Genomic DNA, 13,458 nt, shown 5'->3' with positions numbered 1-13,458 from the left:
GGAACCGACGCCCCGGACCGTACGTCCTCCCCACCATGATCCGTACAGCGAAGCGGGACGACCTCGACGCGATAGTCGCCCTGCACACCGAGGCCAGGGCCACCTACTACAGCGGGCATCTCGCCGAGGAGGAGTACGCGGGTCCGGCCGAGGTGGGCCGGGCCTGGGACGGCTGGGCCCGCGCGGTGGACCGGGAGGACGCCACCGTGCTCGTCGCCGAGGAGGACGGCGCCCTCGTCGGCATCGCCGCCCACTCGGTGCGCGACGGGTGGACGTACCTCACCCAGCTCCACGTCTCCCCGGCGCGCTGGCGCGAGGGGGTTGGCAGCGCCCTGCACCGCGCGTGCCTCGCCGACTGGCAGCGGCGCGGCGTGACGCGGGCCCGCCTGGAGGTCTTCGAGCCCAACGAGCGGGCCCAGGCGTTCTACGCGGCGTGCGGCTGGGTCGCCGATCCGGAGACGCCCCGGCACGGCGACCATCTGGTGCTGCGCCTCGCGGTGCCGGAAGCGCCCGGGCGCCCCTGAGGGCAGGGGGGGCGGCGCGGGAATGGCGCGGGCCCGGCATACGTTGGGGCGGGGAGCGGAGGGTGCCTCCGCGCCCTGCCGCAGCCGTCGAAGAGTCCGGAGAGAAGAAAAGTCATGCGCGTCGAGATCTGGAGCGACATCGCCTGCCCCTGGTGCTATGTCGGAAAGGCCCGTTTCGAGAAGGGTCTCGCGGGCTTCGCCCATCGCGACGACGTCGAGGTGGTGCACCGCTCCTTCGAGCTCGACCCCGGCCGCGCCAAGGACGACACCGAGCTGGTCACCGACATGCTGGCGCGGAAGTACGGGCGCACCCCCGACGAAGTCCGCTCGATGGAGGCCAACGTCGCGGCCAACGCCCGGGCCGAAGGGCTCGGCTACCTCACCGAGGGACGCGACCACGGCAACACGTTCGACATCCACCGCCTGCTGCACCTGGCCAGGGCCCGCGGCCGCCAGGACGAGCTCCTGACCCTCGCCTACCGGGCCAACTTCGCCGAGGAGCGGTCCGTCTTCGACGACGCCGTCCTGCTGGCCCTGGCCGTCGAGGCGGGACTCGACGCCGACGAGGCGCGCGCGGTGCTCGCCGACCCCGAGGCGTACGCCGAGGAGGTGCGGGCCGACGAGCAGGAGGCGGCCGAGCTGGGCGCCAACGCGGTGCCGTTCTTCGTGTTCGACCGCCGCTACGGCATCTCCGGCGGCCAGCCCGCCGAGGTCTTCACCCAGGCGCTGGAACAGGCGTGGAAGGACCGCCCGGTGACTGCGGCCGCCGACGCGGCGGCCTGCGACGCCGACGGGGCCTGCGAGGTCCCCGGAGCGGCGGCCCGGAACGCCTGACCCGGCCACGCGGGCCGCTCCCGGCGGCCCGCGTCCCGGCCCGCGCCCGCACCCCGGATGCCGGATACATAAGCATCGCTTGGGGTTTTCCGTGAAATTCTGTCAATTGACCCCAGGTCGGCGAAGGTTCACGCTGAAGGCATGACGATCTCTCCGCTCAGTCGTGCCGTCGCCGCCGAGTTCGCGCCCGAGACCACCTACCTCAACACCTCCACCTGCGGGCTGCTGCCCCGCCGCACCGTCGACGCGGTGAAGGCCCTGGCCGAGGAGAACGCCTCCGGCCGCCGGGACGGCTCCGGGGACTTCGAAGCGGTGAACCGGGCCCGTGCGGGATTCGCGCGGCTCGTCGGCGTCGGGGCGGACCGGGTGGCCGTCGGCGGCTCGGTCGCCGCCCATGTCGGCCTGATCGCGGCCTCCCTGCCGCCGGGCGCCGAAGTGCTCGCTCCCGAAGGAGAGTTCAGCTCAGTCGTCAGCCCGTTCTCGGTCCGGGGCGACTTCAGGACGCGCTACGTGCCGCTGGAGGACCTGGCCGGGGCGGTGCGTCCGGGGACCGCGCTGGTCGCCCTCTCCTCGGTGCAGTCCGCCGACGGCCGGCGCGCCGACCTGGACGCGGTCCGGGCCGCCGCGGCCGCCCACGGCGCCCGCACGCTGCTGGACGCCACCCAGTCCGCGGGCTGGCTGCCGCTGGACGCCGGGGCCTACGACTACACGGTCACCGGCGGCTTCAAGTACCTGCTCTGCCCGCGCGGCACCTCGTTCCTCACGGTCACCGAGGAGGCCCAGGAGCACCTGAAGCCGGTCTTCGCGGGCTGGGTGGCGGCCCAGGACACCTGGAACAGCACCTACGGACCCGTCACCGAGCTGGCCGCCGACGCCCGCCGCTACGACGAGCCCCCGGCCTTCCTCGCGTACCACGGCGCCGAACACTCCCTCGCCCTGCTCCACGAGATCGGCATCGACGCCCTGCACGACCACGCCCTGAAGCTCGCGGACCGCTTCCGCACCGGGGTCGCGGCCCTCGGGCACCCGACCGTCCCGGCGGACACCGTCGTCGTCGCGGTGCCCGGCCTCGGCGACCGGGCACCGGAGCTCCAGCGGGCCGGGGTGCTGGTCGCCGGCCGGGCCGGCAATCTGCGCGCGTCCTTCCACCTCTACAACACCGACGCGGACGTGGACCGCGCGCTCGACGTGCTCGCCCGCTGACTCAGTCCCGCGGGGCCGCCGGCGGGGCGCTGCGCCACTTCCACGACGTCACCCGCTCGCGGCCGGGCAGCTCGGCGCGACCGGTGCACCAGAGCAGCACGGCCCACCGGTCCTTGTCGTCCGGCGCCTCCGGGAAGAGCCGGGCCAGCGCCCGGTCGCACAGCCCGGCGGGCGGCTCCCAGGAGACGCCCAGGCCCGCGGCGATGTCATGGGCGTGCACCAGGGTCTCCACGACCCCCATGGCCGCGAAGCCCTCCGGGTCGGAGACCCCGTAGCTGTGGAACGAGCGGGTGGCCGGGGAGGCCGTACGGACCATCGCGGCCAGCAGCGCGCCGCTCGCCTCCACGGTCCGGAGCAGCCCCGCCACGCCCGCGTCCGGGTCCGCGAAGACCGTGTTCCACGGGCCGCCCTCACGCCGGGCGCTCCAGTGGTAGGGCACCCCGCTCTCCAGCGACGGCGTACGCGGGCCGAGCTGGACGGCGTACGCGAACAGGTCGTCGCTCAGGTGCTCCGCGGTCTCCCAGCAGTCCCACGTCAGCGGGCCGGCCGGGACGCGCCAGTCGTCCCCCGCCGCGCCGGCGAGCGTGTCGACCGCCAGCCGGACCGCCCGCTCCACGTCGTCCGCGGTGACCGGCAGCCGCGTACCGGTGAGCGCGGCCCGTTCAGCGGCGCCGCACTCCACGCAGAACTCGTTGCCCTCCGGGTCCGCCAGCGTCGCCCAGCCCCGTCCGTTCGGCTTGCGGTGGTCGGCGACCAGGGTGGCGCCGAGGGCCAGCAGCCGCTCGACCTCCTCGTCCCGGGTGCGGTCCTCGGGCTGGATGTCCAGGTGGACGCGGTTCTTGGTCCGCTTGCGGTCCGGCACGGTGACGAACAGGAGGGCGGCGCCCGGCGCTTCGACCAGGGCCTCGGGGTCGCCGGGGTGGTCCTCGTCGGAGAGCGGTGCGCCGAGCACGGCCGACCAGAAGGTGCCCAGGGCGTAGGCGTCGGCGCAGTCGACGGTGATGTGCTGTACGTGGGATGTCATGCGTTCACTGTCGCCGTCGGTCCCGCCCCGGTCCACCGAGATACGCCGGGGAGGGTGGCACGGTCTCCCGTACCACCCTCCCCAAGGCCCTGCCGGGACCTACTTCACCGGGGTGAAGTCGCGCGCCCCGATGAACTCCGGGCGGCGGACCGGCGCCGCGAACGGCTCCTGCGCGGTGTTCTCCACGCTGTTGAACACGATGAACACGTTGCTGCGCGGGTACGGCGTGATGTTGTCGCCCGAGCCGTGCATGGCGTTGCAGTCGAACCAGGTCGCCGAACCGGGCTTGCCGGTGAACAGCCTGATGCCGTGCCGGTCGGCCATCTTCGTCAGCGCCTCGTCGGACGGGGTGCCCGCGTCCTGCATCTGGAGCGACTTCTTGTAGTTGTCCTTCGGCGTCTCACCCGCGCAGCCGAGGAACGACTTGTGCGAACCGGGCATGATCATCAGCCCGCCGTTGGTGTCGTGGTTCTCGGTCAGCGCGATCGACACGGACACCGTCCGCATGTTCGGCAGACCGTCCTCCGCGTGCCACGTCTCGAAGTCCGAGTGCCAGTAGAACCCCGAAGCCCCGAACCCGGGCTTGACGTTGATCCGCGACTGGTGGACGTAGACGTCCGAGCCGAGGATCTGGCGGGCCCGGCCCACCACCCGCTCGTCGGCGACCAGCCGGGCGAAGACCTCGCTGATCCGGTGGACCTCGAAGACCGACCGTACGGACTGCGACTTGGGTTCGATGATGGAGCGCTCGTCGGCGCGGACGGCGGGGTCGGCGATCAGCCGCTCCAGCTCGGCGTGGTAGCCGGCCACCTCGTCCGGGGTGATCAGCTGGTCGACGGTCAGGAAGCCGTCGTGCTCGTAGCCCTGGAGTTCCTGGGCGGTGATGGGACCCGGCGCGCCCGGCGCGGACCAGATGACCGGGTCCTGTCGGGGAGTGGTCATCTCGGCGGCGCCGCGCGAGGGGTACAGGTCGGTGCGTACGTCGGTGGTCATGGGTTCAGCCCTCCTCGGTCAGCAGTGGGTAGACACCGTTCTCGTCGTGCTCCTCCCGTCCGGTGACCGGCGGGTTGAAGACGCAGACGCAGCGGAAATCGGACTTCGGCCGCATCGTGTGGCGCTCGTGGCCGTCGAGCAGGTACATGGTGCCCGGCGTGATCCAGTGCTTCTCACCGGTCTCGTCGTTGGTCAGCTCGGCCTCGCCCTCGACGCACAGGACGGCCTCGATGTGGTTCGCGTACCACATCGACGTCTCGGTCCCCGCGTACATCGTGGTCTCGTGGAGCGAGAAGCCGACCTTCTCCTGGGCGAGCACGATGCGCTTGCTCTCCCAGGTTCCGGAGGCGGCCTTGATATGCCGGTCGGTGTTCTCGACGTCGGCGAACGATCGGACGATCACGGTGGTTCGATGCCTTTCTCTCTACGAAGGTGAGGTGTGCGGTCCGGGCCGTCAGGCGGTCTCCCGGACGGCACGGGCCAGCGTGCGCAGGCCCTCGTCCAGCTCCTCGGGCGTGATGGTGAGCGGCGGCAGCAGCTTCACGACCTCGCTCTGCGGGCCGGAGGTCTCAAGGAGCAGCCCCAGTTCGAACGCGCGGGCGCAGACCGCGGTGGCGCGCGCCGGGTCCTCGAACTCCAGGCCCCAGACCAGCCCGCGGCCCCGGAACCGGGCGCTCTCGTGCTCGCCGCAGATGGCCAGCATCGTCTGCTCGACCTGCTCGCCGCGGGCCAGCGTCTGCTTCTCCATCTGGCCGTCGGCCCAGTAGGCGTCCAGCGCGGCGGCGGCGGTGACGAACGCGGGGTTGTTGCCGCGGAAGGTGCCGTTGTGCTCGCCCGGCTCCCAGACGTCCAGCTCCGGCTTGAACAGGCAGAGCGACATGGGCAGTCCGTAGCCGCTGATGGACTTCGACAGCGTCACGATGTCCGGCGTGATGCCGGCCTCCTCGAAGGAGAAGAAGCCGCCGGTACGGCCGCAGCCCATCTGGATGTCGTCGACGATCAGCAGCATGTCCTGGCGGTGGCACAGGTCCTGGAGCGCGCGCAGCCACTCGGCACGGGCCACGTTGATGCCGCCCTCGCCCTGGACGGTCTCCACGATCACGGCGGCCGGGTGGTTGAGGCCGGAGCCCTGGTCCTCCAGGAGCCGCTCGAACCAGAGGAAGTCGGGGACCTGGCCGTCGAAGTAGTTGTCGAACGGCATCGGCGTGCCGTGCACCAGCGGGATGCCGGCACCGGCCCGCTTGAACGCGTTGCCGGTCACGGCCAGCGAGCCGAGCGACATGCCGTGGAAGGCGTTGGTGAAGGAGACGACGGACTCGCGGCCCTTGACCTTACGGGCGAGCTTCAGCGCCGACTCGACCGCGTTGGTGCCGGTCGGGCCGGGGAACATCACCTTGTACGGCAGGTCGCGGGGGCGGAGCACGACGTTCTGGAAGGTGTCCAGGAAGGCGCGTTTGGCGGTGGTCGCCATGTCGAGGCCGTGCGTGATGCCGTCGCGTTCGATGTAGTCGATCAGCGCGCGCTTGAGCACCGGGTTGTTGTGGCCGTAGTTGAGCGAGCCCGCGCCGGCGAAGAAGTCCAGGTACGAGTGGCCGTCCTCGTCGGTCAGCCGGGCGCCCTGGGCGCGGTCGAACACGGCGGGCCAGCCGCGGCAGTAGCTCCGGACCTCGGATTCCAGGGTTTCGAAGACACTGAGAGCGGGCGGGGTGATGGTCACAGCGGGTCTCCTGCGTGAGGTGGTGTGACGGGCGGCGTTGAAGGAAGCTGCGGCGGGCCGGCGGCCCGGCGGGGGAAGCGCGCGCTCAGGCGTGGAACGGGCCGATGCGGTACAGCACTTCCGGCAGGTGGGTGCCTTCGGGGAACAGTCCGCCGTCGAAGAGCACCTCGCGCTCCAGGGCCACGTCGTGGCGCCGCGCGTAGGAGGTGAACAGGCGGTCCGACGCGGTGTTGTCGGGGGTGACGGTCGTCTCGACCGAGGCCAGGCCCTGTTCGGCGGCGACCCGCGCGGTCAGGGAGTCCAGCAGCTTCGCCGCCAGACCCGTACCGCGGTGGCCGTGGTCGACGGCCACCTGCCAGACGACGAGCGTCTCGGGACGGTCCGGCCTGATGTACCCCGTCACGAAGGCGACCGGGGAGCCGGTCTCGTCACGGGCGACCACGGAGGTCGCCGCGAAGTCACGACACCACAGCAGGTAGCTGTACGAGGAGTTGAGGTCCAGGACCTCGGAGTCGCGGGCGATACGCCAGATCGCGGCTCCGTCCTCCACTCGTGGCGTGTCGATCGTAAGGAATTCGCTTCGGGCACTTGCAAAATCTGCTGGTGCGGCGGTCATGGCATTTGAATTTACCCAGCAAATTTCTAAATTGCATCGACGCAAGGGGTTGGGTGAGGCACCCGCCTGTGTTATCAGGCGGGTGCGCGCACCGGCGCGAACCGCCTTCCTTTTCTGGTGTTCTGTCCGGTATTTTTCGGGCAAATCTCCGACTGTGTGGAGTCGGTCACAAGCCCATAACTCTCTCCACACACAAGCGGAATGGCCTCTGGGAACAGCTTGATAACTGGGGTGTTTAGCCCGGAGATAAGCGGGCATAAGAATGCGGGGAGCTGCTCTGATTCAGGCAGCTCCCCGCATTGTTCGCCGGACGTGTTTTTATGCGCTGGGCCAGGTTTCCGAAACGGCCTTACGGGCAGCCTCCAGATCGACCTGCCGGCCGGTTTCGGCCAGCGCCGACCCCAGAGCCGCGAGCGAGGAGAGCACCGCGCCCCGCGTCGCATCCACCCCGTAGTGATTGACCCGGATCATCTCCTCGGCCAGCGCGCCCCCGCCCGCGATGAGCGGCAGCGAGGGCTCGTCCGCGAGCGCCCGCGCGACCAGTCCGGAGGCGTCCACGCCCTCGGGCGCGCGCAGCGTGGTCGCCACCGGCGCCGCGTCCCGCGCCTCGTGCACGTAGGGCGTCAGTCCGCCGCCCAGCGCCACCGCACCGGCCCGGGTGGCCGCGGCGGCCGCCGCGTGACGGGCCATCAGCGCGTCCAGGCCCTCCGCCTCGATCCGCTCCACGCACGCTTCCAGGGCCAGCATCTCCAGCTGGGCAGGGGCGTGCAGCAGCGCCTTGCGGCCGCCGTCGATCCAGCGCTCCTTCCAGTCGAGGACCGACAGGTAGGACCGGCGCGGCGCCTGCGGGTTGGCGGCGATCCGCTCCCAGGCCCGCGCGCTCACCGACACCGCCGAGACCCCGGCCGGGCCGCCCATCGCCTTCTGCGCCCCGATCACGCACAGGTCCACGCCCCAGGCGTCCGGCAGCAGCGGCTCGGCGCCCACCGAGGCGACCGCGTCCAGCATGAACAGCGCGCCGTGCGCCCGCACCACCTCGCCGATCTCCGCGACCGGGTTGGTGTTCCCGGTCGCCGCCTCGGCGTGGACCAGGGAGACGAAGTCGATCTCCGGGTGCGCGGCGAGCGCCTCGGCGACCTGCTCCGCGGTGACGGCCGTGTGGAACGGCACCTCCAGGTCCACCACCTCGGCCCCGCAGTCGCGCAGCCAGTTCCCGAAGGTCTGCCCGTAGGGGCCGGTCACGACGTTCAGCGCCGTCGAACCGGGCCGGGCGCCGCCCCGGATGCAGCCCTCCAGGGGCAGCAGCGCCTCGCCCTGCATGATGACGACGTCCTGCTCAGTGGCCAGCAGACCGGCCACCCGCCGCTCGATCGCCGCGAAGTGCGCGGCGGTCAGCGGAGCGAGGTCGAGGAAGGGGTGCGTCACGGCGGTGCTCTCTTCGGTGTCTGTCGGCGGGCTCCGGCCGGCTGACCGGGCGTCTTCGAGAGTACCCAGCACCGCTCGGACGGGCCGGGACAGGGCATGTCGTACGCGGTGGGCCCCTCGTACAGTGCTGTGCATGAGTGATCACGGGGCAGCGCGGGTGCTGCATGTGAAGGGGCGGGTGCTCGTCGGACCCGACGAGGTCAGGGACGAGCTCTGGGCGGTCGGGGGCCGGATCACCTACGAGCGGCCGCCCGGCGCGGACGACGCCGTCACCGTCACCGGCTGGGCCCTGCCCGGACTGGTCGACGCCCACTGCCACGTCGGGCTCGACCACCACGGCGCCGTCGACGCCGCGACCAGCGAGAAGCAGGCCCTGGACGACCGGGAGGCCGGGGCGCTGCTCCTGCGGGACGCGGGCTCGCCCGCCGACACCCGGTGGATCGACGACCGCGAGGACCTGCCGAAGATCATCCGGGCCGGCCGGCACATCGCCCGGCCCCGCCGCTACACCCGCAACTACGCCTGGGAGGTCGAGCCCGACGAGCTCGTCCCCTACGTGGCCCGGGAGGCGCGCCGGGGCGACGGCTGGGTCAAGCTCGTCGGCGACTGGATCGACCGCGAGGTGGGCGACCTGACGGCGCTCTGGCCGCGCGAGGCGGTCGGGGCGGCCATCGCGGAGGCGCACCGGCTGGGCGCCCGCGTCACCGCGCACTGCTTCGCGGAGGACTCGCTGCGCGACCTGGTCGAGGCCGGGATCGACTGCGTCGAGCACGCCACGGGCCTCACCGAGGAGACCATTCCGCTCTTCGCCGAGCGCGGTGTGGCGATCGTCCCCACCCTGGTCAACATCGCCACCTTCCCCTCGCTCGCGCAGAGCGGCGAGGCGAAGTTCCCGCGCTGGTCCGCCCATATGCGCCGGCTCCACGAACGCCGTTACGACACCGTGCGCGCCGCCTACGACGCCGGGGTGCCGGTCTTCGTCGGCACCGACGCGGGCGGGGTCCTGGCGCACGGCCTGGTGGCCGACGAGGTCGCGGAGCTGGTCAAGGCGGGCATCCCGGCCCTGGAGGCGCTGTCCGCGACGACCTGGGGGGCGAGGGCCTGGCTCGGCAGGCCCGGCCTGGAGGAGGGGGCGCCGGCCGACCTCGTGGTGTACGACGAGGACCCGCGGGAGGACGTGCGGGTGCTGGCCGGGCCGCGCCGGGTGGTCCTGAACGGACGCGTGATCGGCTGACGCGCCACGTTGACCAGCAGTGACCGGAGGGCGGCCCGCTCGTTGAACCCTCTCCGCGCATACGGAAGGGCGACGGTACGGGCCGCCTCCTCGCGGTCCGAAACGCCCTGGGACTCAGTGAAACGGGTGAACCCGAGGAACGCACGTGCCGGAATATTCGAATACAGACGCGGAAACCCCCCTTTGGAGTGAACTGGCTTCAGGTGTCCGCAAGTTCACCCTCTGTGCGTAAAGATTCACGGAGTCGAGGCCACCGGTGCCCGCGATGTCCCCCATTGGACGGCGCCGGTGGCTCCATGTCTCCTGTGGGGGTTCCACCATCTTGAACAGCAACACCTTCCGCCTCGCCGCCCTGGCGGTCGCCGCCGCTCCCGTCGCCCTTCTGGTCACGGCCCCGGCCCATGCCGCCCCCGCGACGACCACCACGGCCGGCGGTGAAGGGCAGGCGAGCGCGGTCGTGCTCCGCACCGCACTCGACGTCTCCCTCCTCGACAAGACGGTCGACGTGCCGTTGAAGGTCACGCTCAACGAGGTGCGGGCACCGCGCACCGCCGAGGAGACCGCGCTCAGCGTGCGGCTCGACGGGGTGAACCGCGGAAAGCCGTTCAGCGTCCTCAAGGCGGACGTGGCCACCGCGAAGGCCACCGCCGACAAGCACCGGGCAGCCGGCCACAGCAATCTGGCCCAGGCGAAGGTCAGCCTGCCGGGCCTGTCGGTGTTCCCGCTGGTCGAGATCGAGAAGGTCACCTCGAAGGCGGTCTGCGAGGTGGGCAGCAGGCCGGTCGCCGAGTCCAACGTGCTCGGGCACGTGTCGGTGCTCGGCAAGCGCGTCACGCTCACGGCCGGGGGCACCACGCGGGTGGCGGTGCCGGGGATCGGCGAGGTGACGCTCGACCTGTCCAAGACGGAGACCACCTCGCGCACGGCCGCGGCGGTGGCGCTCCGGCTGAAGGTGTCGGTCAACCCGGGCGAGCTGAACGTCGCGGACGTCCAGGGCGAGGTCACGCTCGCGGAAGCGACCTGCGAAACCCCGAAGGGCCACGGAGGCCACCCGGGCGGCGGCGACAACGGCGGGAACGGGAACGGAGGCGGTGATAACGGGGGCAACGACAACGGCGGCGCGACCGGGGGCGGTTCGACGGACGGCGGCTCCGGCAACGGCGGCTCCACGGGGGGCGGTGGTGACGAGGCCGGCTCCACCGGGGGCGGCGGTGACGTGAAGACCCAGACGGGCACGGACCAGGCACCGGCCGCCGCCGGCGCGGACCTGGCCGAGACGGGCAGCAGCTCCAGCACCCCGTACCTCGCGGGCGGCGCCGCGCTGCTGCTGGCGGCCGGCGCGGGCGCCATGGTCCTGACCCGGCGCCGCGCCCGAGGCTGACGGCCCGAGGGGAGGAACCCCGGGGGAGGGGAGGGTGAGCGGTGCTCCGAGGGGGGAGCACCGCTCACCTGCCGGATCACCGTCCCCTCATCGGATCACCGCCCCCTCATCGGAGCGCTGCTCGCCCCCGGTTCTCCGCTCTACCGCCCCGCCACCGTCAACGCCTGGAGCGCCAGGTCCAGCGCCTGGAGGAAGCGGTTGGTCGTCGTCCGGTCGCGCACCGCCAGCCGCAGCCAGCCCTCCCCGAGCCCCGGAAACGTATCTCCTCGCCGCGCCGCGAACCCCAGCATCCGCAGCCGTTCCCTTATCTCGGCGGCCCCGTCGAGGCGGACGAGCACGAACGGCCCCTCGGCCGGCTCCACCACCCGGACCTCCGAGAACTCCCGCAGCCCGGCCACCAGATGGGCCCGGTCCACCGCGATCCGGTCCGCCGCACCGGCGGCCTCCGCCAGCGCCCGCGGCTCCACGCACGCCTCCGCCGCCGCCAGCGCGGGCGACGACACCGGCCACAGCGGCTGCGCCTCCGCCAGGGTGCGGATCGTCTCCGGGGCGGCCGCCACGTAACCGATGCGGAGCCCGGCGAGCCCCCAGGTCTTGGTGAGGCTGCGCAGGACGACGAGCCCGGGGACGTCCGTCCGCCCGCACAGGGCCTCGCGTTCGCCCGGCACCGCGTCCATGAACGCCTCGTCCACCACCAGGGTCCGCCCGGGGCGCGCCAGGCGTTCCAGGACGGCGGCGGGATGGAGCACGGACGTCGGGTTGGTCGGGTTGCCGACGACCACCAGGTCCGCGTCGTCCGGAACCTCCGCCGGGTCGAGCCGGAAGTCGTCCGAGGCCCGCAGCAGCACCCGCCCCACCTCGTGCCCGGCCGCGCGCAGCGCCGCCTCCGGCTCGGTGAACTGGGGGTGCACCACGTACGGCCGCCGGGCGGGCAGCGCACGGGCGATCAGGACGAACGCCTCCGCCGCGCCCGCCGTCAGCAGGACGCGGTCGGGCGGCAGTCCGTGCCGTGCGGCAACGGCCTCGCGGGCCTCGCGCCCGTCCGGGTAAGCGGCGAGCGTGCCCAGGGAGCCGGCTATGCGCTCCTTCAGCCAGGCCGGAGGGGTGCCGGCCCGTACGTTGACGGCGAGATCGGTCAGATCCCGGCCCCGTCCGCGTACTTCGGCGTCGCCGTGGTGACGCAGATCGTGGGTGCCCGAGCCTGTCGCGTCGGGACTCTCAGTGGGAGTGTGCATGACCGCCGTGGTGGGGGTGTGGTGTGGGGGTGTGCGCCGTGGCCTGGGTGGACTCCGGCAGGATGACTATGCGCCCCGCACCCTGTTTCACGCAACGGTCCCGACGCTGCACGCAACGTTCCCGGCGGGCCGGCGCGCGACCGCGCAGGTGGCCATCGACGGGCGTCCGTCGTGCGGCCGTGACTTCCTTTTGGGTACGAGGAGTTGACCGCCGCCGACGAGGGCGGCGGCCTCGGCCACCGAGGGGGTGCCGAGGGCGGTGAGCGCCGCGCCGGAGGGGTGCGGGACGGGGACCCGGGCGAGCACGTCCGCCGGGTACGCGCGCAGCGGGACCCCGAGCCGGGCGGCGGCGGCCACGACCCCCGGCTCCCGGGCCTTCGCCGTCACGGTGGCCAGCTCGGCGATCTCCGTGAGCCCCGCCTCCCGCAGCACCTCCAGAACCAGCCCGGTGACTTCGTCGGCGCGCACGCCCCGGGAGGCGCCGACCCCGACGACGAGCGCGCCGAGATGCGCGGGGCGGGGTGCATCGGCTAGCAAGAGGCCATGGCGGTGTTCGTCGCGCTCGGCGCGTTCCTGATGACCCTGGCGGGCGGCTGGGTCGCCCAGCGCGTCAGCGACCGCCGCCACCTGGTCCTCGGTCTGGCCGGCGGACTGATGCTCGGCGTGGTCGGCCTGGACCTGCTGCCCGAGGCGGTGGAGGCGGCGGGCGGCCTCGTCTTCGGCGTCCCGGCGGCACTGCTGCTGTTCGTCGGGGGCTTCCTCGTCGCCCACCTGGTGGAGCGGCTGCTCGCGGTGCGCCAGGCGGCACACGGGGCGGCCGAGGAGCGGGTCCCGCAGGTCGGGCTGACGGCTGCTGCCGCGATGGTCGGCCACAGCCTGATGGACGGGGTGGCGCTCGGCGCGGCGTTCCAGGTCGGCGGCGGGATGGGGGCGGCGGTCGCGCTCGCCGTGATCACGCACGACTTCGCGGACGGCTTCAACACGTACACGATCACCAGCCTGTACGGGAACGCCCGCCGCAAGGCCCTGACGATGCTCTTCGCGGACGCGGCGGCGCCCGTCGTCGGCGCGGCGACCACGCTGCTGTTCACCCTGCCGGAGGAACTGCTCGGCTGCTATCTCGGCTTCTTCGGCGGCGCGCTGCTGTACCTCGCCGCCGCCGAGATCCTGCCCGAGGCCCACCACGACCACCCGGCCCGCTCCACGCTGCTGTGCACGGTGGCCGGGGTGGGCTTCATCTGGCTGGTGGTGGGCCTCGCGCAGTGAGCCGGT

The 13,458-nt window shown here is 72.6% G+C and carries 12 protein-coding genes and 1 pseudogene; 6 read left to right on the top strand and 7 right to left on the bottom strand.

The window, feature by feature from the left end:
* Positions 1-35 precede the first annotated feature (35 nt).
* The 3 genes from ACFUJY_RS13185 to ACFUJY_RS13175 all read left to right on the top strand — a co-directional run bounded on the left by ACFUJY_RS13185 (position 36) and on the right by ACFUJY_RS13175 (position 2,561).
* Positions 36-524: a GNAT family N-acetyltransferase gene (locus ACFUJY_RS13185; protein ID WP_383298197.1), complete on the top strand. Its 489-nt coding sequence runs from the start codon at positions 36-38 to the stop codon at positions 522-524.
* 114 nt (positions 525-638) lie between these two features.
* Positions 639-1,358 carry a DsbA family oxidoreductase gene (locus ACFUJY_RS13180; protein WP_383298196.1) on the top strand — a complete coding sequence of 240 codons (720 nt, stop codon included), beginning with the start codon at positions 639-641 and terminating at the stop codon, positions 1,356-1,358.
* Between the two features lie 141 nt (positions 1,359-1,499).
* A complete protein-coding gene (locus tag ACFUJY_RS13175; RefSeq protein ID WP_383298194.1) occupies positions 1,500-2,561 on the top strand; it encodes an aminotransferase class V-fold PLP-dependent enzyme in 1,062 nt (353 codons plus the stop codon).
* Position 2,562: 1 nt separating this feature from the next.
* Here the strand turns inward: ACFUJY_RS13175 and ACFUJY_RS13170 are convergent, their stop codons facing one another.
* The 6 genes from ACFUJY_RS13170 to ACFUJY_RS13145 form a co-directional block, all read right to left on the bottom strand.
* A complete protein-coding gene (locus tag ACFUJY_RS13170) occupies positions 2,563-3,585 on the bottom strand; it encodes a VOC family protein (protein ID WP_383298193.1) in 1,023 nt (340 codons plus the stop codon).
* 99 nt (positions 3,586-3,684) lie between these two features.
* Positions 3,685-4,578 (bottom strand): ectoine hydroxylase, encoded by an 894-nt coding sequence (gene thpD / locus ACFUJY_RS13165; protein ID WP_383298191.1) that lies wholly within the window; start codon positions 4,576-4,578, stop codon positions 3,685-3,687.
* Between the two features lie 4 nt (positions 4,579-4,582).
* Positions 4,583-4,981, bottom strand: coding sequence for an ectoine synthase (locus ACFUJY_RS13160; protein ID WP_164404377.1), 399 nt, complete (start codon positions 4,979-4,981; stop codon positions 4,583-4,585).
* Between the two features lie 51 nt (positions 4,982-5,032).
* Positions 5,033-6,295, bottom strand: a complete 1,263-nt coding sequence (ectB, locus tag ACFUJY_RS13155; RefSeq protein WP_383298190.1) for a diaminobutyrate--2-oxoglutarate transaminase — start codon at positions 6,293-6,295, stop codon at positions 5,033-5,035.
* A gap of 85 nt (positions 6,296-6,380) precedes the next feature.
* Positions 6,381-6,845, bottom strand: a complete 465-nt coding sequence (ectA, locus tag ACFUJY_RS13150) for a diaminobutyrate acetyltransferase (protein ID WP_164404379.1) — start codon at positions 6,843-6,845, stop codon at positions 6,381-6,383.
* A 384-nt stretch (positions 6,846-7,229) separates the two neighbouring features.
* Positions 7,230-8,336 carry a pyridoxal-phosphate-dependent aminotransferase family protein gene (locus ACFUJY_RS13145; protein WP_383298188.1) on the bottom strand — a complete coding sequence of 369 codons (1,107 nt, stop codon included), beginning with the start codon at positions 8,334-8,336 and terminating at the stop codon, positions 7,230-7,232.
* 157 nt (positions 8,337-8,493) lie between these two features.
* On the opposite strand from ACFUJY_RS13145, the gene ACFUJY_RS13140 reads away from it, so the two are divergent.
* Together ACFUJY_RS13140 and ACFUJY_RS13135 are read left to right on the top strand one after the other, a co-directional pair.
* Positions 8,494-9,570, top strand: a complete 1,077-nt coding sequence (locus ACFUJY_RS13140; RefSeq protein WP_383298631.1) for an amidohydrolase family protein — start codon at positions 8,494-8,496, stop codon at positions 9,568-9,570.
* Positions 9,571-9,892: 322 nt separating this feature from the next.
* Complete coding sequence (locus ACFUJY_RS13135) at positions 9,893-10,951, top strand: SCO1860 family LAETG-anchored protein (RefSeq protein ID WP_383298186.1); 1,059 nt, start codon at positions 9,893-9,895, stop codon at positions 10,949-10,951.
* Between the two features lie 140 nt (positions 10,952-11,091).
* Here the strand turns inward: ACFUJY_RS13135 and cobC are convergent.
* Positions 11,092-12,723: pseudogene (cobC, locus tag ACFUJY_RS13130) on the bottom strand (Rv2231c family pyridoxal phosphate-dependent protein CobC).
* Positions 12,724-12,729: 6 nt separating this feature from the next.
* Here cobC and ACFUJY_RS13125 point away from each other — a divergent pair.
* Positions 12,730-13,452, top strand: a complete 723-nt coding sequence (locus ACFUJY_RS13125; RefSeq protein ID WP_383298184.1) for a ZIP family metal transporter — start codon at positions 12,730-12,732, stop codon at positions 13,450-13,452.
* Positions 13,453-13,458 lie beyond the last annotated feature (6 nt).

Source organism: Streptomyces sp. NPDC057249, from assembly GCF_042669245.1.
In the GTDB taxonomy this organism is placed as follows: Bacteria; Actinomycetota; Actinomycetes; order Streptomycetales; family Streptomycetaceae; genus Streptomyces.
Note: the sequence above shows the minus strand (reverse complement) of the source record. Positions and strands in the feature narration are given on the sequence as shown.